The organism is Bacillus sp. CGMCC 1.16607 (assembly GCF_042683745.1).
Lineage (GTDB): Bacteria > Bacillota > Bacilli > Bacillales > Cytobacillaceae > Pseudoneobacillus.
Genome location: NZ_JBHUJX010000012.1, coordinates 69,893 through 91,289, shown reverse-complemented (window position 1 = coordinate 91,289; position 21,397 = coordinate 69,893). Strand labels below are relative to the sequence as shown.

General features: G+C 35.6%; 23 protein-coding genes. 8 read left to right on the top strand and 15 right to left on the bottom strand.

Annotated elements, in window-relative coordinates:
* Positions 1-64 precede the first annotated feature (64 nt).
* Positions 65-943, top strand: coding sequence for a LysR family transcriptional regulator (locus ACFSO7_RS07645; protein WP_377876712.1), 879 nt, complete (start codon positions 65-67; stop codon positions 941-943).
* 45 nt (positions 944-988) lie between these two features.
* Here ACFSO7_RS07645 and ACFSO7_RS07640 read toward each other — a convergent pair whose 3' ends face one another.
* The 3 genes from ACFSO7_RS07640 to ACFSO7_RS07630 form a co-directional block, all read right to left on the bottom strand.
* Positions 989-1,621 (bottom strand): FMN-dependent NADH-azoreductase, encoded by a 633-nt coding sequence (locus ACFSO7_RS07640; RefSeq protein ID WP_377876711.1) that lies wholly within the window; start codon positions 1,619-1,621, stop codon positions 989-991.
* Between the two features lie 193 nt (positions 1,622-1,814).
* On the bottom strand, positions 1,815-1,985 hold the full coding sequence (locus ACFSO7_RS07635) for a hypothetical protein (RefSeq protein WP_377876710.1): 171 nt from the start codon (positions 1,983-1,985) through the stop codon (positions 1,815-1,817).
* 237 nt (positions 1,986-2,222) lie between these two features.
* Entirely contained in the window at positions 2,223-2,981 is a 759-nt protein-coding gene (locus ACFSO7_RS07630; RefSeq protein WP_377876709.1) for a DeoR/GlpR family DNA-binding transcription regulator, read from the bottom strand.
* 188 nt (positions 2,982-3,169) lie between these two features.
* Between ACFSO7_RS07630 and ACFSO7_RS07625 the strand changes: the two genes are divergently transcribed.
* From ACFSO7_RS07625 to ACFSO7_RS07615, 3 genes are all read left to right on the top strand, one after another.
* The gene (locus ACFSO7_RS07625) at positions 3,170-4,390 is read left to right on the top strand and encodes an amidohydrolase (protein WP_377876708.1); all 1,221 of its coding nucleotides are present in this window, start codon (positions 3,170-3,172) and stop codon (positions 4,388-4,390) included.
* A gap of 24 nt (positions 4,391-4,414) precedes the next feature.
* The gene (locus tag ACFSO7_RS07620; protein ID WP_377876707.1) at positions 4,415-5,638 is read left to right on the top strand and encodes an amidohydrolase family protein; all 1,224 of its coding nucleotides are present in this window, start codon (positions 4,415-4,417) and stop codon (positions 5,636-5,638) included.
* A gap of 152 nt (positions 5,639-5,790) precedes the next feature.
* Positions 5,791-6,480, top strand: coding sequence for a DUF1287 domain-containing protein (locus tag ACFSO7_RS07615; RefSeq protein ID WP_377876706.1), 690 nt, complete (start codon positions 5,791-5,793; stop codon positions 6,478-6,480).
* 70 nt (positions 6,481-6,550) lie between these two features.
* Here ACFSO7_RS07615 and ACFSO7_RS07610 read toward each other — a convergent pair whose 3' ends face one another.
* The 7 genes from ACFSO7_RS07610 to ACFSO7_RS07580 form a co-directional block, all read right to left on the bottom strand.
* A complete protein-coding gene (locus tag ACFSO7_RS07610; protein ID WP_377876705.1) occupies positions 6,551-7,063 on the bottom strand; it encodes a GNAT family N-acetyltransferase in 513 nt (170 codons plus the stop codon).
* Positions 7,064-7,093: 30 nt separating this feature from the next.
* Complete coding sequence (locus ACFSO7_RS07605; protein WP_377876704.1) at positions 7,094-7,456, bottom strand: hypothetical protein; 363 nt, start codon at positions 7,454-7,456, stop codon at positions 7,094-7,096.
* Positions 7,457-7,575: 119 nt separating this feature from the next.
* Positions 7,576-8,733, bottom strand: coding sequence for a DUF4317 domain-containing protein (locus ACFSO7_RS07600; RefSeq protein ID WP_377876703.1), 1,158 nt, complete (start codon positions 8,731-8,733; stop codon positions 7,576-7,578).
* A 156-nt stretch (positions 8,734-8,889) separates the two neighbouring features.
* Positions 8,890-10,740, bottom strand: a complete 1,851-nt coding sequence (locus ACFSO7_RS07595; RefSeq protein ID WP_377876963.1) for an ABC transporter ATP-binding protein — start codon at positions 10,738-10,740, stop codon at positions 8,890-8,892.
* A 1-nt stretch (position 10,741) separates the two neighbouring features.
* Positions 10,742-12,505 carry an ABC transporter ATP-binding protein gene (locus ACFSO7_RS07590; protein ID WP_377876702.1) on the bottom strand — a complete coding sequence of 588 codons (1,764 nt, stop codon included), beginning with the start codon at positions 12,503-12,505 and terminating at the stop codon, positions 10,742-10,744.
* An 84-nt stretch (positions 12,506-12,589) separates the two neighbouring features.
* Positions 12,590-13,015 (bottom strand): MarR family winged helix-turn-helix transcriptional regulator, encoded by a 426-nt coding sequence (locus tag ACFSO7_RS07585; RefSeq protein ID WP_377876701.1) that lies wholly within the window; start codon positions 13,013-13,015, stop codon positions 12,590-12,592.
* A gap of 133 nt (positions 13,016-13,148) precedes the next feature.
* A complete protein-coding gene (locus ACFSO7_RS07580; RefSeq protein ID WP_377876700.1) occupies positions 13,149-13,907 on the bottom strand; it encodes an SDR family oxidoreductase in 759 nt (252 codons plus the stop codon).
* 176 nt (positions 13,908-14,083) lie between these two features.
* Here ACFSO7_RS07580 and ACFSO7_RS07575 point away from each other — a divergent pair, with 176 nt between their 5' ends.
* Positions 14,084-14,686 (top strand): TetR/AcrR family transcriptional regulator, encoded by a 603-nt coding sequence (locus ACFSO7_RS07575; protein WP_377876699.1) that lies wholly within the window; start codon positions 14,084-14,086, stop codon positions 14,684-14,686.
* A gap of 203 nt (positions 14,687-14,889) precedes the next feature.
* Here the strand turns inward: ACFSO7_RS07575 and ACFSO7_RS07570 are convergent, their stop codons facing one another.
* Together ACFSO7_RS07570 and ACFSO7_RS07565 are read right to left on the bottom strand one after the other, a co-directional pair.
* Positions 14,890-15,828, bottom strand: coding sequence for an SGNH/GDSL hydrolase family protein (locus ACFSO7_RS07570; RefSeq protein ID WP_377876698.1), 939 nt, complete (start codon positions 15,826-15,828; stop codon positions 14,890-14,892).
* 315 nt (positions 15,829-16,143) lie between these two features.
* Positions 16,144-17,115 (bottom strand): NAD(P)-dependent alcohol dehydrogenase, encoded by a 972-nt coding sequence (locus ACFSO7_RS07565; RefSeq protein ID WP_377876697.1) that lies wholly within the window; start codon positions 17,113-17,115, stop codon positions 16,144-16,146.
* 307 nt (positions 17,116-17,422) lie between these two features.
* Between ACFSO7_RS07565 and ACFSO7_RS07560 the strand changes: the two genes are divergently transcribed.
* The 3 genes from ACFSO7_RS07560 to ACFSO7_RS07550 all read left to right on the top strand — a co-directional run bounded on the left by ACFSO7_RS07560 (position 17,423) and on the right by ACFSO7_RS07550 (position 18,971).
* Entirely contained in the window at positions 17,423-17,899 is a 477-nt protein-coding gene (locus tag ACFSO7_RS07560; protein ID WP_377876696.1) for a DUF2975 domain-containing protein, read from the top strand.
* Positions 17,900-17,909: 10 nt separating this feature from the next.
* A complete protein-coding gene (locus ACFSO7_RS07555; RefSeq protein ID WP_377876695.1) occupies positions 17,910-18,134 on the top strand; it encodes a helix-turn-helix domain-containing protein in 225 nt (74 codons plus the stop codon).
* 66 nt (positions 18,135-18,200) lie between these two features.
* Positions 18,201-18,971 (top strand): DUF817 domain-containing protein, encoded by a 771-nt coding sequence (locus ACFSO7_RS07550; protein WP_377876694.1) that lies wholly within the window; start codon positions 18,201-18,203, stop codon positions 18,969-18,971.
* A 117-nt stretch (positions 18,972-19,088) separates the two neighbouring features.
* Here ACFSO7_RS07550 and ACFSO7_RS07545 read toward each other — a convergent pair whose 3' ends face one another.
* From ACFSO7_RS07545 to chbG, 3 genes are all read right to left on the bottom strand, one after another.
* Positions 19,089-20,018 (bottom strand): S8 family peptidase, encoded by a 930-nt coding sequence (locus ACFSO7_RS07545; protein ID WP_377876693.1) that lies wholly within the window; start codon positions 20,016-20,018, stop codon positions 19,089-19,091.
* Between the two features lie 222 nt (positions 20,019-20,240).
* Entirely contained in the window at positions 20,241-20,459 is a 219-nt protein-coding gene (locus ACFSO7_RS07540; protein ID WP_377876692.1) for a hypothetical protein, read from the bottom strand.
* Between the two features lie 184 nt (positions 20,460-20,643).
* Positions 20,644-21,363: a chitin disaccharide deacetylase gene (gene chbG / locus ACFSO7_RS07535; RefSeq protein ID WP_377876691.1), complete on the bottom strand. Its 720-nt coding sequence runs from the start codon at positions 21,361-21,363 to the stop codon at positions 20,644-20,646.
* Positions 21,364-21,397 lie beyond the last annotated feature (34 nt).

Genomic DNA, 21,397 nt, shown 5'->3' with positions numbered 1-21,397 from the left:
TAATTATAAATATTAATTATTTTTAATCGATTTAATTAAAATTATTAAAGAGAGGAATTTAATAATGGAATTAAGTTGGATCAATACCTTTCTTATCGCGGCAAAATGTGGAAACTTCAGACAAACAGCAGAACTCTTATACATTTCTCAGCCTTCTGTTTCGGTACATATTAAATTATTGGAAAAGGAACTAGGAGTGAAATTATTTTTTCGAGAGGGGAAAAGAGTAAAACTGACTGAGGAAGGGATTCGGTATTTGGAGCACGCAACAAAATTAATTGATTTTTATCAAAGAGGGATTGAAGACTTGCAATCATTTAGTCAAGGCTTTACAACGAAGCTGTCTTTAGCTGTATCACCACTTATCGCCGATACAATATTCCCCTTTATACTTAAAACGTACTTACAAAGAAATCCACAAGTCGAAATTTCGATTAAAATTTTGGAATCTGTGGAAATAGAAAATGCCGTTTTAAATGATGAAGTAGATATGGGGTTATCTTGTTTGAGCAGTACACATGCAGATCTTAATTCTGAAATGCTTTATAATGATAAAGTTATTCTTGTCGTTCCCCATGATGGTAGGGATTCAGAGAGTGCACCACCACTTGATGAGGAAGATTTTTTAAGAACTAACTTCATTCTTACACATAACCACCCTGATTATTGGGATGGACTTAGTCGAAAAATAAAGAATTTCTATCCAAATGCAAGAATGATGAAAGTATCACAAGTGCATATTTCAAAAAGATTTATTAGTGAAGGATTAGGTGTCTCTTTTTTACCTATTTCAACTGTGAGGAGAGAGTTATTAGAGGGCAGTCTGCTAGAAGTGCCTTGTCACTCCTTTACTTTACCAGAAGCGTATACATATGCCATTATGAAATATAAGCATTCAAAGCAGGAAGATTTCTTATCCTTCTTATCAAGTTATAGAATTTAAAAAGGGTCATTCAACTAAAGTTGAATGACCCTTTTTAATAATAAATTAAACAAGGACAGCTGATAATTTTTTCGCTACTTCCTTCACTTTTGTTAATCCTTCTGCAATAATTGTTTCAGCTTGAGCTGGCATTGCATTATGACCTTCGATAATAACTTCGTCAACAATTTCCATTCCAAATACTCCGCCGACAACATTTTTCATATAAGTAGCAGCCATTTCCATTGGAGCTGTTTCTGGAGTAGAGTAAATTCCTCCACGTGCACTTAAAATAACTGCTTTCTTATCTGTCATTAAGCTTACTAATTGGCCATTTTCATTATATTTGAATGTAAATCCAGCTTGGTAAACATAATCGATAAACGTTTGTAATTTGGCAGGGATCGTTAAATTCCATAATGGGAAAGCAAAAACAACAACGTCCGCAGCTGATAAAGCATCCATCGCTTTTTGTTTAGCCGCTAATATACGTTTTTCTAAATCTGTCATTTCTTGACCTGATTGTAGTTTCCCGAAAGCATTAAATAAATCTTGTCCAAAATAAGGCATATCCTCTGCAAATACATCGTATGTGCTTACATTTACACCTTCAATATTCTCCATGAAAGTTTGATACATTTTACTTGATACAGCATCAGAAGCTGGTCGGTTATTTGCTTTAACTACTAATATATTCATTATATTAATCTCCTTTAGTTAGAAAATCTTCGAAGTGTTTATCTCGAATTCATAATATATTAATATAGTGTAAAAGTCAACAACTCAACTACTTATTTATAAATACCAATTTTAACAAAGTTTAACTTCCAAATTTGTTCTAGTTATTTGATACATTTGATAAACTCTTCTCATTCTAACAATAATTTGACAATTACCACCTTAGCAATAGCTCACGTATGATAAATCCAATAAAAATCCCTAATAAAAGCTGTTTTATTTGTAAAAATCTAACTTGCCCATGGCTTAAATTGCACGGCTCATTGTTCTTAGGCACTCTTCTGAATAATTTCGGATTATTTCCGTTCGAATGCTCGTTACCCATTTACTAACCTCCATGTAAAGCTCAGTTATTTTATTAATAACTGTCAATAACACCTAAAATATTCAAAATCGAAAAAGGAAGCAGTTAATATGAAATTTGTACATTACCATTAATCGACTCAATAGTTTATTATATGTAAATTATCGATAATTTACAAGTTGACTAAATGAGGTATTTATAAATTTAAACACCACAAATATACATGTCATAAATATAAAAATGTTCATTACGTCCAAATCACCGAACAATTAGCACTTCAATATTATGTTCATCTAATAAATTCTTCATATTTTCTGGTATTTCTTTTTCTGTAATCACTACATCAATAGCATCAAGATCACATACATTTTGAAAAAAGGTTTTATTAAACTTAGTGGAGTCGACAAGTACGAAGACTTTGTCGGAACGTTTAATCATTTCATGAACAAGAATACCCTCTTCTTCAATCGAAGTAGAAAGCCCTTCTGATGAGATGCCACACGTCCCGATAAAACATTTATTTACCTTGTAATCTTGGATATTTTTAATTGCTCGTGAACCATAAATAGCCAGATGTTTTGGGTTTAATGTTCCACCTAGTAGATTAATTTTTATTTTTTCTCTTACCGTTAATTCACTAGCTACATTGATCGAATTCGTAACTACAGTTAGGTTCTCGCTTATTATATGTTTGGATAACGATTGGACTGTTGTTGAAGCATCCAAAATTAGATGATCCCCATCGTGAATGCACGAAGCTGCTAGTTTACCAATTTTATTTTTTGCATCGAATGCCATGTCCATTCTCTCATTATAATTATAAATCTCATTATTTAAATTCGGCCGTTTAGCGCCACCTCGTATTCGAATGACCTTCCTCAATTCTTCTAATTTAATTAAATCTCTTCTTGCTGTGTCTCTTGAGACTTGATTCATCTCACAAATAGTTTCAACATCGATCCGCTCATGTTTATGTAAAAATTGAATGATTGTTTCCAAACGTTTATCTTGTAACATTATCTCACCTCTTTGCTTATAATAAGTTTTTTTAAGTTAATTTGCAAAGTTACGACTTATTCCATAATAAAATATGCTTGAATGTGCAATTTAACTTATATATGATTATCATAAGATTGCTAGTATTCTATCAATTTTATTTTTTTAAATGACAAACGTTGAAAATTTTTAAGAAAGTAGTGAATATCGTGAATTCCTCTTACTGGTTAACAAATGTCCGTTTAGAAAAAAGCTATCAATTTGAGAATGAGCTAATCACTGGAACACAAACAGAAAATTGCCACTTGTTAATTGAAAATAGTAGGATTGCCAAAATTATTTCAGCTGAAACAGCATTAGAAGACAAACTTGAAAAAAAAGACGCAAGAAATTTGTTAGCTTTGCCTTCATTTAAAGAGATGCATGTTCATTTAGACAAAACTCTTCATGGTGACAAATGGCGTGCAGTAACACCTGCTGCCAATATTTTTGAACGATTTGAAATGGAAAAAAGAGTTCTTCCCACACTACCAACAACAACAAAAGAAAGAGCAAAAGCATTAATTGAAATTTTGCTTCAATCTGGTTCCACCCATATCCGCACCCATGTGGACATTTATCCTGAAGTAGGACTAAACAATCTTTATGCTGTTCAAGAAGCACTGTTAGATTATGAAGGGATGTTATCCCATGAAATTGTTGCCTTTCCACAGCATGGTTTGCTTCATTCGAACTGTCAAGATTTAGTAAGGGAAGCTGTTCGTCAAGGAGCAACTTTAGTTGGTGGTGTCGACCCGGCAAATGTTGATGGAAACATGGAAAAATCATTACAACAAATGATGGAAATTGCGATTGAAGGAAACGTGGATGTGGATTTGCATTTGCATGATCCAGGAGCTTTGGGACTTTCCACCATTAAAAGGCTTGCCAAACTGACAGAAGAAGCAGGCTGGCAAGGACGAGTCACCGTCAGCCACGCTTTTGCATTAGGAGATATGGCGGGAAAAGAAGCAGATGATGTTGCACAAACGCTTTCAGAGCTCGGAATTTCGATTATAACGAGTGTACCGATTGGTAGAACCATTCCCCCAGTCACCTTCCTCCATGAAATAGGTGTTAATGTTGCGGTAGCTTGTGACAATATTTTTGATTCATGGTCACCGTTTGGTAATGGCGATATTTTAGAACGAGCTGGTCGTTTAGCCGAACTTACTGCCCGATCAACAGAATATAAGCTAGCAGAAACACTTGGATTTATTACGGGTGGGAAAACACCTTTAGATAAAAATGGACAGCGAGTTTGGCCACAAGTCGGTGATGATGCCAGCATGGTCTTTGTAAAATCAAGCTGCTCAGCAGAAGCCATTGCAAGAAGATCTGTTCGTCCTGCGGTGTTATATAAAGGAAAAATCGTATCTGGTAACCTTTAATTTTTTTATGAAAGGAAGAAACATATGAATCAATCAACATACTGGCTAACAAATGTACGCTTAGAAACAGGTTATCAATACGAAAATGAGGTGGTGGTTGCTACCAATACGGATATCTTCCATATAAAAATCGAAAATGGAAAAATTACTGAAATGATATCAGCATCCACTCCTCTTGAAACGGATCTTGAAAAAAGGGATGCGAAAAACCTACTTATGCTACCAACATTCAAAGAAATGCATATTCATATCGATAAAACCTACTTTAGTGGTCCATGGAAAGCAGTGCAACCTGCATCAAGTATCTTTGATCGATTTAAAGAAGAGGAAGAATTATTACCGAAGTTATTACCAACAGCAAAAGATCGTGCTGAGAAAATGTTAGACTTGCTGAGCCAATTCGGTTCAACTCATGTTCGTACACATTGCAATATCGACCCCGTAGTTGGATTGAAAAATTTAGAGGCAACTTTACAAGCATTGGAAGGTTATTCTAATAAGTTATCCTATGAGGTGGTTGCCTTTCCACAGCACGGATTGCTTAGATCCGGCGTAGAAAAGCTTATAAGAAATGCCATGAAGCAAGGAGCTACACTAGTTGGTGGTGTTGATCCATACACAGTTGACAATAATATTGAAAAGTCACTACATACGATGATCGATATTGCTGTTGAAACTAATTCAGGAGTGGATATTCACCTTCACGAACGCGATCATCTAGGAATGTTTACAATGAAAAAACTAGCGGATTTAACCGAAGAGGCAGGATTACAAGGCAAAGTAACTGTCAGTCATGCATTTGGATTTGCTGGGGTTCCTACTGGTAAAGTTTCAGAACTTGCTGAACGTTTTGCCGAACTTGAAATCAGTGTTACTTCAACAGTGCCTATCGGTAAAATGATTATGCCACTCCCATTACTTCGTGAAAAAGGTGTTCAGATTGGTCTCGGAAATGACAGCATCACAGATCATTGGTCCCCTTTTGGCACTGGAGATAATTTAGAAAAAGTCGGTCGCCTAGCAGAGCTTTATGGGTATGTAACGGAATATGCTTTATCACAATCTCTAGGATTTATCACCGGTGGAAAAACCCCGTTAAATAAAGAAGGCATTCAAATGTGGCCCAACATTGGAGATGATGCTGATCTAAATCTAGTTCAAGCCTCATGCTCTGCAGAAGCAGTCGCAAGAAGGGGAAAACGAGTAGCAGTATTTAATAAAGGGCAAATTGTATCAGGTTCACTTTAGGATTAAGTAGGGACGAATTTTTTAATTCAAAATGAAGTTCAAGATTCGTCCCTTTGTACTTTTGAAATTTTCCCCATAATGAAACTATCATAAGAATAAAAACGTCTATATCTATACAAAAACATAGTACTTATAATAGTTGAGGTAAATTTATGCGGAAAATGAAGATTTTTATTATATCCACTATAATCGGCATAGTCACACTACTTATATTCTTCCGAGACGGAATAATCTTTGATACGATTGGATTACATATTGAGAATCCTTTTGTTATGAAAGTAGTTGTTCCACACACTTACTCCAAAATTGACCGCAATCAGAATGGTAGACCTGATTCACTCGATATTGTCCAATCAGCTCGAAAAGAGGTAAAGCGAAGAACCAAGTATGAAAGTAATTATTATCAAGGGGGCTATCCGCCAGAAGATGAAGGAGTTTGTACGGATGTGATATGGCGGGGATTTCTTGGAGCGAACATTAATTTTAAGGATTTCATAGATATAGATATTAAGGAAAATACTGCATTATATCCTAGGGTCAATGGAAAACCTGACCCAAATATTGACTTTCGCCGAGTCCCAAACCAAAATGTATATCTTCAAAGATTTACGGAAGCCCTAACAACTGAACTCATCCCAGGTGATGTGGAAAATTTAAAGAATTGGCAGCCTGGGGATATTGTTGTTTTTCTAGATGGATATCATCATGTAGGAATTGTATCCGATAAAAGGGCTAAAGATGGGACTCCGTATTTAATTAACAATAACCCACCCTTTGCTGCTGAAGTTAAGCTAACATCTTTTGATACTCCAATTGCTGCACACTATCGTTGGAGATATTGAATGAGACCAATGTCTAAAGGCAAATTGTTGCCTTTAGACATAAATATATTAACAATCTCTCGATTATCTTTTATACAAACCTACTCATCAAAATATCATCCACATATTCATTTGGTCCCAATTTTGCATTCTTTACAAGTCTTCCCTCTTCAATGAAACCATGCTTTTTATATAAATGAATAGCCCTTTCATTATTTGAAAAAACCTCAAGAGTAATCTTTTCTACTCTCTTATTTTTTTCTGCCCATTCTAACATTTGTTTGATTAAGGCACTACCGATTCCTTTATTTGTGTACAATTCTTGAATAGTCATCCCAAATATCCCTTTATGACTAAATTTTTTGCTAGTAGACAATCGAAAATATAAGAACCCAATAATTGTGATGTTAACCTCAGCAACCAATACTAATCCGTTTTGATTGTGTGTATTGATCCAAGTCATTTCTTCTTCAAGTGTGGGATGATAATCTTCCAAGCTTGTTCCAAGAAAATGTGAATTTTCTTTCAACACAATTCTCATGTGTTGAATAAGCTGCTCAGCATCACTTTCGATTGCTTTTCTAATAATAATGTTTTGGTCCATTTGTGAATCCCCCAGTATAAACCTATAAATTTATCGTAATTGTCTATCCTTTCTACTAAAAGATAAACTAATGTTCTTTAAGGTGTAAAGTCTTGCTGAAAGGAGAAATAAATCATTTATGTTATTTTTCACATATTCATCAATAATATCGAGCCCTTGTTTTAAGTTATCTACTAAATAATATGAATACCTTCCATCCCATTGAAATTGATTGATTCTCAAAAGTTCATCTGCTAATAATCGAAACTTATATTCTTCTATTAAAAGTTTGATTTGATACAATTTATCGCGATCAAAAAAGTCATTTTTCATTTCATAGTTTTTATAAACAAATCGAATAAAAGCTTGAATATTTTCAGCTAATAAAATGGCTTTTTGCATTTCAAAGTTCATCTCTTATCACCTTCGTGAATGATTTTAATAAAAGTTTATGTTTTGGAACGATATCGTAACACATAAAAAAGATCCGAATGCTTAATCGCATCGAATCTTTTAAATTACTTTCAAAACCATTAGAATGTCTCTGATTCTAAACGGAATCCTTCAATAACTACATCTTCGTCAATCTCCAGAAGTAGGCATCGTTTTCCTTGATACATGATATATTTAACATTTTTCAAATCTTTCGGGTTGATAGATAGATTGGCTACGCTTGTATTGATTTTGATTGATTTCGGAATTAAATTATTTGCTTTGAATTCATGTTTTTCATCATCTATAACATCTTTGAAAGCATGCTCTACTTTAGCAATATCTACATTCTCAACCCCGCTAACCTCTAAAATGCGTCCGATGTCCCGATAATCCAACCTAGGTGCTTCACTGTCTTCGTTTTCTACACTTTCCTGCACGATTTTATCGATTTCCTCATAAACATTGGAAATGATCTTAGTCTCCACTTGGTCACCAATCACTTTATTTAAGATGATTTCGAAGCAATCCTTGTCTTCCCCAGCCGTTATAATGTCCTCACAATTTAGAACTGCATCGATAAAAGTCTCATCTGGTTGGTTCACTTTCCCAGCATAATATAAAATATGATTTACATCTGCAGCATTGTCATTAAATGCAGGGAATAGAAAACCTGACAATGGTGCGGCTAAATTGATAATGGGATCTGTCGCATTATTCGATTTAAATTCTTTCTCAATATAGTCAAATAGCAAGGCTTTTTTCGGTTGATCGGTTTTATTAAGACTGCAGAGGATAAACTGGCTGGAATAGACCTCATCATCCCCGCCTATATCGGATTCTGCATCTCGTTTCCGAGTCGGCTTTCGATATTCTCCACGTATAAACGTCACTACAGTATCAAATTCATAAACTGCATGAGCAAACATCTTCCCAACAATTTGTAGCATATATTCTTGCCAGTCTTGTGAACCTGAATGCAAACCTTGGAAGAGCGTGGTTTGTGTGCTACCTTCTACCTCATGCTGAAACTTCAGCTCGAACAGCTTTGTATCCACATCACCAGTCAAAACCTTTTTGAAGTTTGCCAAAAATAATTCCTGCGCTTCCTTTTCTAACATTTGAAAAGGAAGACTGATGTGATGATAAATCTCACCTGATTCTTTTTGAACATATACATTGAAAATTTCTCGAATGGTTAATAGATTATTATCTAACTTAAATTGCTTTCTGATATTAGCGATGTCTTTTTTATTCATTTCTCTCAACTCCTAATCATGATTATACTTTTCAGATTAGAAAATAGTAATACTTGATATTATTTTTATTTTAATAGCAAGAAGGTATAAAAAACTGCATTCCAAGGTGTAAATGTAAACACCTTGAAATGCAGCTTGGACATTCATCCTTTATATTCACGAAGCATCCTCAAACTGACTATTATAAAGCTCTGCATAGAATCCATTTTTCATCAGTAGTTCCTCATGTGATCCACTTTCAATAATGTCTCCATCCTTCATTACAAGGATGAGGTCTGCATTTTTGATTGTAGAAAGTCTATGGGCAATGACAAAGGACGTTTTACCAATTGTTAGTTTATCCATGGCTTCTTGAATAAGTACTTCCGTTCGGGTATCCACCGAACTAGTTGCTTCATCTAATATAAGCAGCGGTGCTTTGGACACCATGGCACGTGCGATGGTGATCAGCTGCTTCTGACCAGCTGATAGATTGGCTTTATCGTCTAGGACCGTATCATATCCCATTGGCAAAGTTTTAATAAAATGGTGAAGTCCTACTGCTTTGCAAGCTGCCTCCACTTCATTGTCGGTTACTCCTTTCCGGTTATAAACAATATTTTCACGAATTGTTCCTTCAAATAGCCAAGTGTCTTGAAGAACCATACAGAATAGTTCATGGATATTTTCTCGTGTTAATTTATGAGTTGGAACACCATCGATTAAAATTTCTCCACTATTTAATTCATAAAAGCGCATCAGTAGGTTAATCAAAGTAGTCTTTCCTGCGCCTGTAGGTCCAACGATTGCCACTTTTTGTCCAGCATTTGCAGTAGCAGAAAAGTTGTTAATAATCATTTTATTTTCATCATAGCCAAAGCGAACATTCTTAAACTCCACATCCCCTTTAGCACTTTCCAGTCTTGTCGTCTTATCCTTTTCATCTGCCAATTCTTCTTCATCAAGAAATTCAAATACTCGTTCACTCGCTGCAGCGGTTGATTGAAGACTCGTAGCCGTCTGGGCAAGCTGTGATAGAGGTTGTGTGAAAAGGCGTATATAAATCATAAAGGCCACGATTACCCCAAATGAAATATGATCATTCACGGCAAGAACCGCACCAACGATACTTACGACCACATAGCCAAAATTACCAACAAACATCATTAATGGCATCATTAAGCCTGACATGAATTGAGATTTCCAGGCACTATTATAAAGTCTTGTGTTAATCTCATGGAAAGTTTCTTTCGCAGCTCTCTCTCCATTATAAACCTTCACCACATGGTGGCCCGAATAAATTTCTTCAATGTGGCCATTAAGCTTCCCAAGCTCTTTTTGTTGCTCGATAAAATATTTTTGTGATTTTGAGATGATGAAGGTCATAAAAGCAAAACCTACAATCGTTGAAAGAATGGCTGATATCGCCATGATCCAGTTCGTATAAAACATCATCACAAGCGAACCGACGAACATCGTAATGGCGGAAACAAGCGTACTCACACTCTGGTTCAACGTCTGTCCAATCATATCGACATCATTTGTCACACGACTTAGAACATCCCCTGAGCTTGTTGAATCAAAATATTTTAATGGCATTCTGTTAATTTTTTTAGAAATATCCGTTCGTAAATTCTTTGATACCTTTTGCGTGACGGTAGCCATTATGAAGCCTTGAATATAATTGAACACAAATCCTAAACCGTAAAGGAAGGCTAGAAGTAAGGCGATATCTACTACCGCATCTAGATCAATAGTCGTCATCAATCCTTCCGTTATCAAATCGGTTATCTGACTAAGTAGCTCTGGTCCGAATATATTAAACACAGCACCTGCCATTGCAAGTACGAGGGCAACGATTATCATCGGTAAATAGACTTTACAATAAACGATAAGTTGCTTGAAGGTTTTCTTTAAATTTTTTGCCTTTGCGTCGGGTGCTCCCATCATTCCACCAGGATGACCTCCAGGCCCCCTCATTCCTCCTGGAGATGCTGGTTTATTAGGTTTGCGATTCACATGATCCATTTTAGCCAATTTCAAGCTCCTCCTTTGACAACTGTGAATAGGCAATTTCTTGATAAACGCTGCAATTCTCCATTAACTCAAGATGAGTACCCATACCAACGATCTTTCCATCGTCTAGGACAACAATACGATCTGCATCCTTTATCGTTCCAATACGCTGAGCAACAATTAAAGTCGTTGCATCCTTGATTTCCTTTTTTAGCAACGAACGCAGCACTCGATCCGTTTTATAATCTAACGCTGAGAAGGAATCGTCGAAAAGATAAATCTCTGGCTTTCTATAGATGGCACGAGCAATCGAAAGTCTTTGTTTTTGTCCACCAGAAAGATTTGTACCGCCTTGTGCAATATTGGCTTCATACTGATCTTCCATCTTTTCAACAAATTCGGTCCCCTGTGCGATTTCGATTGCCTTTTTGAGGGAAGTTTCATCCAATGTTTGGTTTCTTTCCTCCCCATAGGCTACATTCGATGAAACAGTACCGCTGAATAACACCGCTTTTTGCGATATATAACCTAGCTTATTATGCAAGGACTCTTGCGTGTACCTTTTTACATTGATTCCGTTGATTAACACTTCTCCCTCGGTCGCGTCATAGAATCGAGGAATCAGGTTAATCAACGTACTTTTGCCACTACCAGTTGATCCGATAAAGGCAACTGTTTCCCCTCTATGGGCGGTAAAACTAATGTTATGAAGGATATAATCGGCTGCATCCGGATATTTAAAGCTTACATTTTGAAACTCAACCTCACCAGATATTCCAGCCTCCCCTTCGGTTTGATCACCATTTAAGATTTTCGCTTCAGTATTCAATACCTCATTGATCCGCTTTACTGAAACGGAGGCACGTGGAACCATAATGAACACAATTGATAGCATCATGAAGGCCATAATTACCTGCATAGCATATGATGAGAAAACAACCATATCAGAGAATAAAGATAATTTATCTGGTCCGGCTGCGTTTTGAATGAGGAAGGCTCCCATCCAATAAATGGCTAAACTTATACCTGACATAATAAGCCCCATTGTTGGCATCATGATGGCCATTGTGCGGTTAGTAAAAAGATTCGTTTTTGTAAGCTCACTGTTCGCTTTATCAAATTTTTCTTCTTGATAGCCTTCAGCGTTATAAGCATGAACGACACGGATACCGCTCAAATTTTCTCTAGTCACACGATTCAGGTTATCCGTCAAGGATTGAATTCTTTTGAATTTCGGTAAAGCGACAAATATAATGATACAAAGCATCACAATGAGAAATAAGACAGCCACACCAGTCGCAGTCGTGAATTGCCAGCTTTTTCCCATAATCTTTAAAATTGCCCAAGCAGCCAAAATCGGTGCTTTTACAATCGCCTGTAACCCCATTGCAATCAACAATTGAATTTGAGTGATATCATTCGTAGATCGAGTAATCAAACTAGCGGTTGAGAAACCATTAATTTCTTCCATAGAGAAGGACATCGTTTTCTCAAATACCATTCCACGTAGGCGAACAGAGAAACCAGCTGCGACTTTCGCTGCAAAATAAACAGTGATCATCGCGGCAGCCATACTGCCAATCGCACACAAAAGCATATAACCGCCTTGAATGAGGACATCACTCATCTTGCTACCTTTTGTCTGAACAAGCATCGTGATTTCATGCATATAGTCTGGTAGCTTCAAATCAAGCCAAACCTGTGTCACAATGAAAATCAAACTACACAGAATGAATAACCAATCCTTTTTCTGAAGATATTTAAAAATTTTCAGCATGTATTGAATCCTCCTAATGGATACATTGACAATTAACTAATAGTGTTAGATACTTTATAAAAATAATGGTAAACCTGCCCGGTATCAATCACTCTCATTTTTTATCTCTTTAATCCGTTTCATAATTCGTACAAATTCTTGTGCATCATGTTCACCAAGCTTCTTAAGAGTCTGCTCAATCATCACCATTGCCTTTTCATGTTCTTCTAATGCAAAGCTTCTACCTGACTCCGTTATGGTAACGATCACCATGCGTTTGTCACGTTCATCTCTATTTCGTTTAATAAAACCTTTTTTAGACAAAGTGTTAAGGGCTGCTGCGACACGTGGCGTGCTGAGATGAAGATGCTCACTAAGTTCCCCTGATATCGCTTCATTTTTTTTAAAAGTCAAGTAACCTAATATTTTTCTTTCCCCGTGGGATAGCTCGTCGACTTTTTTATGAATCGACATTTTTCGTGTTTGTATCATATTTTGAAACAGCTCATTCGCGAGCGCCTTGTAGTCCATTTGAATCTCCCTTTTGAATTTATCTAATACTATTAGATAAATTATTATGTTTTCATTCGATTGTCAAGCAAACATGATCAGTAAAAATAAAAAACCGCCAAGATCGCTCCTAACGGTTTATACACATTCTTTATTAATAGGCAGTCCAACCTGCATCCCCTGTAATAACTGTTCCATTAACAAAACTAGATTCATCGGAGGCTAGAAATAGAGCAATGTTGGCAATGTCATCTGGTTTTCCCACTCGTGGGTTTATTCCCAACCCTGGTTGAATGCGTCCCATGCCAAAGTGGTTAATATTTGTCATGGAGGCACTTATGTTTGTTTCGACCCCTCCTGGTGCGATGGCGTTGCAACGAATTCCTTTTGTTGCATACATGAATCCAGTATTCTTAGTGAATCCTACCACAGCATGCTTAGAAGCTGTATAAGCAGCACCTGCTCTAGCTCCTTGAAGTCCACCAGCCGAAGCAACGTTAATAATTACACCATACTGTTTCTCAAGGAAGATTGGTAAAGCTTTGCGTGTTGCACGCATTACACTTGTTGTATTGATAGCAAAAACTCTTTCCCATTTTTCATCTTCAATATCACCAGCAGGTTCAAAGTTATCCATAATCCCTGCATTATTGACTAAGATGTCCAATGTTCCATATGTATTTACAGTTGTATCAATTAAATTTTGTATATCAGCTTCTTTTGCAACATTTGCCATTATTGCTATAGCTTCCCCACCATTTGACTTAATTTCCTCAACGGTTAGATTTGCTGCTTCAATATTGATGTCTGAAACGACTACTTTTGCTCCTTGTTTTGCATAAAGTATAGCTATGGCTTTTCCCATTCCTGAAGCTGCGCCGGTGACAACCGCTATTTTATTTTGAAGTCTCATTAGTAATCCTCCACATGTTTTAGTATTCATTTTCAATATTAAACTATAACTACTTATAGTATACTTATAGGATAAATACCCTTTCAATCAGCAAATGTTCTGCCAAATGTCTATTAATGCACACAATGACCAACTATTGTATAGTAAGTATATTTATTGAACAGTGGGGGATTTAAATGTCTATTAAAAATGACTATATGGATAGAAGAATTGTTAAATCAAAGATGGCCATGAGGGATGCCATGATATCATTAATGCATGAGAAGGATATCAGGGAGATTTCTATTTCAAATATTGTACGATTGGCAGATTTAAATAGAGGGACCTTCTATAAACATTATCAATATACTGAAGACATATTAAATGAAATCATCGACGAGGTTATGACAGACTTGATTGAATCCTTCCGTGAACCATATAAAAACAAGGAAGTGTTAGAGGTAAATAAACTTAACACTTCTGTTATAAAAATATTTGATCACGTAATTAAATACTCTAAATTCTATTCCCTTATCGTTCAAACAAACACATTAGCTGGTTTTCAACATAAGTTTTGTCATGTCTTAATAGAACTGGCATTGCATGATTTAAACGATTCTCTACCTGATCCAAAAATTAACCGAGAATTACATGCAAGTTATCAAGCATATGCAATATTAGGTCTAATGATCGAATGGATAAATGGCGGATTTAAATATAGTTCAAGCTATATGGCAGAACAATTACTTGAGTTCCTCAAACATAATCAATCAAATTCTGTATTTAGACCCAGAATTTAAGATAGATAGTTCATAATTTACCTATTTTTTTAAAAAAATGGACAAACTAATTAGTTACTTTTTTAAATAAGTCATACAATATAGTGACAAAGCAATAGACAACCTCTGGAGCGATTACTGGTACATCATTAAGTAATCGCTTTAGTATCTACCATCGTAAAAAGATATAGTTTCTAATTTGGGCTTACCCTTTGATATTCTTTCTATTCTAAATCTTCTGTTGTTATCTCTGTATTTTTACTCAATTCTTCCAGGTATTCCAAGATACGCTTTGCCATCAGTTTATAGCCTTTAGTGTTTGGGTGAAAACGATCCTCAGCTAATAAGTCTTCCTGGGTATGGGAAAATAAATCTTGTATGGGAATGTAATTTACATTTTCAAATTCTTCGGTAACTAATTTACTAGATTCATTCCAGCTCTCCATGATAATTCCTAATTGTTCAATGTCACTAAAGTAAAATTCAAAGGGATTATAAAAGCCAATTAAATAAATATCTACTTCTGGATTTATTTCATTTATTTTATTGAAAATGGATCGTAATCGCTCCGTATATTCCACTCTTTCTGCTTCGAAAGGCTTCATATTAAGATTCGTCCAATTGTTTTTTGCCACCTTCATAATGTCGTTTGCACCAATAGTTATCAAGACGATATCAGCCTTCTTAATGGAAGAAGTAATTTCTTTTTTTTCGAGCCGATCTAGTAATTGATCTGTACGGTTGCCTCTTTTTCCATAGTTTTCTATAGTTATATTTAAGTTTTTGTCTTCAAAAGTATGGTTTAATATTCCAACATACCCACCACTCTCTGTTTCATCTCCGATACCTAGAGTGAGTGAATCGCCGATTGAAACGATCCTTTGATCTTTCTTGAATACGACGAGTACATCATCTAATACTTCCCTAACCTTTTCCTTAATTTTTTCTGCTATTGGTTTATCATTATCCTCAACTACTTCTAGTTGTTCCTCTTTTTTTGCTGTAGTATCTTCCGTCTCATTTTCAATTGGTTCATTTATCGATGCAGACTTCGTTTCTATAGTTACATACTTTGTTTGATTATGATTGAGAAAAAAAATATATATAAAAATACTTCCTATTAAAATTATAGTAATCATGAGCATTGTTTTTTTCCCCTGCATGTTATCACCACCCAGCTATTGATTGAATATCTAACTACTATGAAACATCGAAACTATTCTTAGATAGTATTAGTCTATTCAGTGTAGCATGTATAAAGATACTCCGTAAAACAACAAAATATAGAAAATTAAAACAAAGGGACGGATCTTCTACTTCTAATTGAAATAGAGGCCCGTCCCTTTGACTTAAACCATATTAGATTTGATTGTGACCACTTAAGGTTCCTCTGGCAATTTTAATAACAATATAACAATTAAAATCTTGCCATTTTGAAACAGTGTAGACCTTGATTTAATTTCAAATGCTTATTATTGTTATTTTAAAGAAATTACGACTTTCCCTCGAGCGTGCCCCTTTTCAAGATATCTAATTGCTTCTGGAACCTCATTTAAACTATAACACCTGTCGATGACTGGTGTTACTTTTCCAGAATCTATAAGCTCTTGCAATACGATCAAGTCCTCCTTCTTCCACATTGCTATAAACATTATAAATCTTTGACTTATGAACCTTGTCATCAATAGGCCTCTAATAGATCTGGCAAGTGGTCCAAGAAATTTTCCATTGCTCTGAGAACCTACCATTAATAGAGTTCCATCCTCTGATAATACACTTCTACATTTTAAGAGGGGGTGGTTTCCTATTGTGTCAAAAATAAGATCATATGATTTTTGGCTTAAAGTAAAGTCCTCTTGTGTGTAATCGATAACATGATCTGCGCCTATGGATTGTACCATTTCTACATTTCTAGTGCTACAGACACCTGTCACCTCTGCTCCCATTGATTTGGCAATTTGAACTGCGAAGGTACCTACACCACCTGCTGCACCATTTATTAAGACTTTCTGACCTGATTTTATGCGCCCATGATCCCGCAGTCCTTGAAGTGCAGTGAAAGCCGCTATAGGTAAAGCAGCTGCTTGTTCGAATGTCACGTTAGCAGGTTTCTTCACCAACAATTTTTCTGAAGTACATACATATTCAGCAAAAGTACCGTTGCCTCCTCCGAATACTTCATCGCCTGGTTGAAAACCCTTCACATTCTTGCCCACCGCTTCAACCTGCCCTGCCATATCTGATCCTAACCTGTTATTCTTCGGTCCACTTAATCCCGACTGTAAGCGTACGAGATATGGAGTTCCTCTCATCGTATGCCAGTCTAATGGATTTACAGATGAAGCATGGATCTTTACGAGTACTTCATCATCCTTTGGAATAGGTTTTTCAATATTCATGAGCTTTAGAACATGCGATGGACCATATTTATTATAAATAATCGCTTTCATAATCTAGTTCCTCCTATCAGATTTGCTTCGCAAATCCAGATGTTGAAGCATTATTGTAGTGCCACTTTATTGCTAAGATTTATGACTGCCAATATTTATATATTCGATTTTATACAATAAATACCTTTTCACCCCACGTACCAAAAGTTAACCGCATTTTATAATACAGATTGTTTTATGACTTTGTCTAAATTCAAACAAATGTTACTTAACAATAATAATATAATAAAAAAGGATAATAATTTATTGTAAAACGATAAATAGCGTGTTAAATTTAAATTGACTATAAATATGTGAGGTGCTTTTTATGAAACGAGGATCAACACTATTTTTAAGGATGGCTGTTTTTCTTATTGGAACTCCAGTTCTTGCTTTATGTATATTTGGGGTGTACTGGTTAATTAGAAATCCTGCAAATCCAGAATATGCTCACATTCTTTATCCCATCTTAATTGGTATGTATGTTTCAGTGATACCGTTTTTCTTTGCATTGTACCAGGCTTTTAAACTTCTAAGCTATATTGATAAGAACCAAGCTTTCTCGCAAATTTCTGTTAAAGCTCTTAAAAATATTAAAATCTGTGCAATGATAATCAGTGGATTGTATGTGGTTATTGAGCCATTTGTTTTTCTTGTAGCAGAGCTAGACGATGCACCAGGTCTTGTCATAATCGGGATGGTCCCAATTTTTGCTTCAATGGTAATTGCAGTCTTTGCCGCTGTACTTCAAAGACTATTACAGGAAGCGATTGATATAAAATCTGAAAATGACTTAACAGTCTGAGGTGAAGACAATGGCGATGATAATCAATATTGATGTGATGTTAGCCAAAAGGAAAATGAGTGTAACAGAACTTTCGGAAAGAGTTGGAATCACAATGGCTAACCTTTCTATTTTGAAAAATGGGAAGGCAAAGGCAATTCGATTATCAACTTTAGAAGCGATCTGTAAAGCTTTAGAATGTCAACCTGGAGATATTTTAGAATACAAAAGTGATGAGGACATCCAAGAATTATGATGGTGGGCACAGGTCTACGTGGGACACGGGGACAGGTTCATCGTCCCAAAAATGGAGGTACAATTTATGAGAGCACTAAAACAATTCGTTCGGTTTGGTTGGGAGCAGGCTCTATCATGTTTGTTTCCTGTAGTTATTTTTGCCTCTTTAGCTTTTACAAAAATTATGCCTCCCCCCTTCCTACCACGGTATGACTGGCTACTGTTCATCTGCCTTCTGATGCAGTGGTGGATGCTGCATTCTGGGCTTGAAACACGGGATGAACTAAAAGTTATCTCATTGTTCCACCTAATTGGGCTTACACTTGAACTATTCAAGGTACATATGGGATCGTGGTCTTATCCAGAGGAAGGCTATTTCAAAATTTTAGGAGTGCCTTTGTACAGCGGATTCATGTATGCAAGTGTAGCAAGTTATCTTTGCCAAGCGTGGAGGAGATTAAAGGTTGAATTAGTTCAGTGGCCACCGTTTTCGATAGTTGTACCTCTTGCAACTATGATTTATTTGAATTTTTTCACTCATCATTATTGGATTGATATCCGATGGTGGTTATCTGGACTTGTCATTTTCGTCTTTTTGCAATCTTCGGTTTCATACGAGGTTGATGGAACTCGATACCGTATGCCGCTCGTCCTTTCTTTTGTACTTATCGGATTTTTTATATGGATAGCCGAAAATATTGCAACCTTCTTTGGGGCTTGGCAATATCCAAATCAAACTGATTCATGGAGTCTCGTTCATCTAGGAAAAGTGAGTTCATGGCTCTTATTAGTGATTGTTAGCTTTCTTATCGTAGCGACGTTAAAGCAGGTTAAGGCAACAAAACAGTGGGAGTGAATTATGCAAGATAATCGGTACTTGATACTAGTTGACAATGAATCTCCCTGTGATATCGCAATAGACATTACGATTCGGTCCTATTCAACTTTTAACTTTAAAAATCTTTTAGGATTATCATAAACGATACCTTGCAAGCTTTAGTATCCTATGTTCATGTTGTTTAAATCTATTTGATCGACCTTCAATTGTTCTTTTCATTAATATTTTATATATTTCACTTACTGTTAATCTTCGTCTCAGTAAACCTTCTTTATATTGAATAAGTAATGCGATAGCACCAGAAACGTATGGTGTAGCCATTGATGTTCCAGACATTACTGCATATCCACTATTTAAGTAAGTTGAAAGTATATTTTCTCCTGGAGCAAAAATATCAATTTCAGGGCTAGTATTCGTGAAACTTGAAATTTCACCTTGCAAATTAATGGAGCCAACTTTGATCACTTCTTTATATGAGCCGGGATATAAAGACTGGTTTCTAGAAATGGAAGTCACTTTATTCCCCGCAGCACAAACAAAAACGATGTTGTTTGTAACAGCTTTCTTTACAGCTTGATGCAATTTAGGATCATTATCAGGGCCACCAAGGGACATGGAAATCACCCGAACTCGTTGTTGATTTGGTCCTCTCCATCGAATGGCATACTCAATAGCTTGAATACTCCATTTATTATCACCTCTTCCGTTTTTGGTGACAACCTTTAATACAAGTAGACTTACTTTTGGAGCGACCCCCACTACTGTGGAATTATTCGACGCTGCAATTATTCCACACACATGTGTGCCATGGCCGGTATTATCAGAGAAATTAGCTGGATTACCTTTGTAATCAGTTGTAAAATTATATCCTCCAATAATTTGTGACTGTAACAATGGATGATCCATTTGACAGCCAGAATCTAATACAGCAACAACCACATCATCACCTTTAATTCCCTGTTTCCATAATGATGGAGCTTCAATATATTTTACACCATCTTGTATAGATTTAATCTTTGGAACTACTTCTTTCACTTTGTAAGAGATTAATTCTAGTTGTTTCATAGCCTGTTCACCACATTCTATTAATCTTTTTTTATCATATGGCCAACCTCTTCTATGCGCATAAACAAAGTGACTATATCCCATAAAAAGGGCGATTATATACATCGTTCATCTGAAAATAAATTAATTTTTAACACCTAGTCAATTTTTTTTTAGTGGACAATCAAAATTATTGAAAGTAAAAAAGCACAACTAGGGGATCTAGTTGTGCCTGAGTTAAGATTATGCATCTCGATATCGTTTTCTAACAGGTGAAACAGATAAGATATTTAAAAGATTAAAAACACGATATTTATTACTTGAAAAACAAAATGCTTTTATTTGATGATCAATAATAGCCAACACCCGAAGCTTACGTTGAGTAATTGATCCATCTTTAGACAAATAAATGATTTCGATAGGTGTTTGACTTTCGATTGCTCTAAGCAAAATTCCCCGCAAATCGTCCCCCCCTCTCATTACATTATAGAACGTTTGTTCTAATAATATACATAAAAGAGAAAAAATGATTTTGAGTGTTCTCATTAGATACAAATCAGCGATTTCTAACCATTATCGAAATTATAATTGAAACTTTTTCAAAAATAACGTAATAATGAGGACACTTTAGATGATAAGTTTATCATCATCCAATAACCTCTTCTAAAACAATGCCTTCAGGTAGTGCAACAGTGGTCAGAATTTCAAGTTCCCTTAACCTATTAAATGTGTAAGATGAGCTTCGTAGTAAGTAATTGTCCATATAGGCTGGATGACACATTACTTCAACTTTTTTTCCATCTTCTATGCGTTCGAGCAGTTTATTAAAAAAATCATTTGTCACTCCATCTCCGTAAAAATCAAAAAGACAAAGGTCTGAAAATGATTCAACATTTTCCATTCTATTAGACCCATTTGTTCTTACCGGTATCTTATATTTATTTGCCAATTTTTGGACCACTGGTAGAAATTCTTCCAGTGTGTGAACATGATGATGGCTATCTATATGGGTTAGACTAAGCCCTGAAACTAAAAATTTTTCAATTTGAGCAGTCCATTCTCTTTCCAATTCATCTAATGAAATATCTAATCGACTTGTTAATGTGGATAATGAATTAAAGTTACCGTTTTGGTCCACTAATGATGGTACATCTTGTAATAATGGTTTTCCACACGTTAGAACAAGATGGATACCAACCTTCAGACTTGGGTATTTTTTTGCTAATTTTATGGCATGATCCGTTCCTGGCGCATTCATCATCATAGTTGCCGAATTTACAATACCATATAAATGGCTATCCAGAATCCCGTAATTGACCCCATGACTTAAACCAAAATCATCTGCATTAACGATTAATGTAATCATATTAATCCCCTTGTATCGTTTTAGACGAATCCAT

What these genes read in the sequence shown, in the direction of transcription:
- ACFSO7_RS07645 (WP_377876712.1), top strand. Translation starts at nt 65, where the DNA reads ATGGAATTAAGTTGGATCAATACCTTTCTTATCGCGGCAAAATGTGGA.
- ACFSO7_RS07640 (WP_377876711.1), bottom strand. Translation starts at nt 1,621, where the DNA reads ATGAATATATTAGTAGTTAAAGCAAATAACCGACCAGCTTCTGATGCT.
- ACFSO7_RS07635 (WP_377876710.1), bottom strand. Translation starts at nt 1,985, where the DNA reads ATGGGTAACGAGCATTCGAACGGAAATAATCCGAAATTATTCAGAAGA.
- ACFSO7_RS07630 (WP_377876709.1), bottom strand. Translation starts at nt 2,981, where the DNA reads ATGTTACAAGATAAACGTTTGGAAACAATCATTCAATTTTTACATAAA.
- ACFSO7_RS07620 (WP_377876707.1), top strand. Translation starts at nt 4,415, where the DNA reads ATGAATCAATCAACATACTGGCTAACAAATGTACGCTTAGAAACAGGT.
- ACFSO7_RS07615 (WP_377876706.1), top strand. Translation starts at nt 5,791, where the DNA reads ATGCGGAAAATGAAGATTTTTATTATATCCACTATAATCGGCATAGTC.
- ACFSO7_RS07610 (WP_377876705.1), bottom strand. Translation starts at nt 7,063, where the DNA reads ATGGACCAAAACATTATTATTAGAAAAGCAATCGAAAGTGATGCTGAG.
- ACFSO7_RS07605 (WP_377876704.1), bottom strand. Translation starts at nt 7,456, where the DNA reads ATGAACTTTGAAATGCAAAAAGCCATTTTATTAGCTGAAAATATTCAA.
- ACFSO7_RS07600 (WP_377876703.1), bottom strand. Translation starts at nt 8,733, where the DNA reads ATGAATAAAAAAGACATCGCTAATATCAGAAAGCAATTTAAGTTAGAT.
- ACFSO7_RS07595 (WP_377876963.1), bottom strand. Translation starts at nt 10,740, where the DNA reads ATGGATCATGTGAATCGCAAACCTAATAAACCAGCATCTCCAGGAGGA.
- ACFSO7_RS07590 (WP_377876702.1), bottom strand. Translation starts at nt 12,505, where the DNA reads ATGCTGAAAATTTTTAAATATCTTCAGAAAAAGGATTGGTTATTCATT.
- ACFSO7_RS07585 (WP_377876701.1), bottom strand. Translation starts at nt 13,015, where the DNA reads ATGGACTACAAGGCGCTCGCGAATGAGCTGTTTCAAAATATGATACAA.
- ACFSO7_RS07580 (WP_377876700.1), bottom strand. Translation starts at nt 13,907, where the DNA reads ATGAGACTTCAAAATAAAATAGCGGTTGTCACCGGCGCAGCTTCAGGA.
- ACFSO7_RS07575 (WP_377876699.1), top strand. Translation starts at nt 14,084, where the DNA reads ATGTCTATTAAAAATGACTATATGGATAGAAGAATTGTTAAATCAAAG.
- ACFSO7_RS07570 (WP_377876698.1), bottom strand. Translation starts at nt 15,828, where the DNA reads ATGCAGGGGAAAAAAACAATGCTCATGATTACTATAATTTTAATAGGA.
- ACFSO7_RS07565 (WP_377876697.1), bottom strand. Translation starts at nt 17,115, where the DNA reads ATGAAAGCGATTATTTATAATAAATATGGTCCATCGCATGTTCTAAAG.
- ACFSO7_RS07560 (WP_377876696.1), top strand. Translation starts at nt 17,423, where the DNA reads ATGAAACGAGGATCAACACTATTTTTAAGGATGGCTGTTTTTCTTATT.
- ACFSO7_RS07555 (WP_377876695.1), top strand. Translation starts at nt 17,910, where the DNA reads ATGGCGATGATAATCAATATTGATGTGATGTTAGCCAAAAGGAAAATG.
- ACFSO7_RS07550 (WP_377876694.1), top strand. Translation starts at nt 18,201, where the DNA reads ATGAGAGCACTAAAACAATTCGTTCGGTTTGGTTGGGAGCAGGCTCTA.
- ACFSO7_RS07545 (WP_377876693.1), bottom strand. Translation starts at nt 20,018, where the DNA reads ATGAAACAACTAGAATTAATCTCTTACAAAGTGAAAGAAGTAGTTCCA.
- chbG (WP_377876691.1), bottom strand. Translation starts at nt 21,363, where the DNA reads ATGATTACATTAATCGTTAATGCAGATGATTTTGGTTTAAGTCATGGG.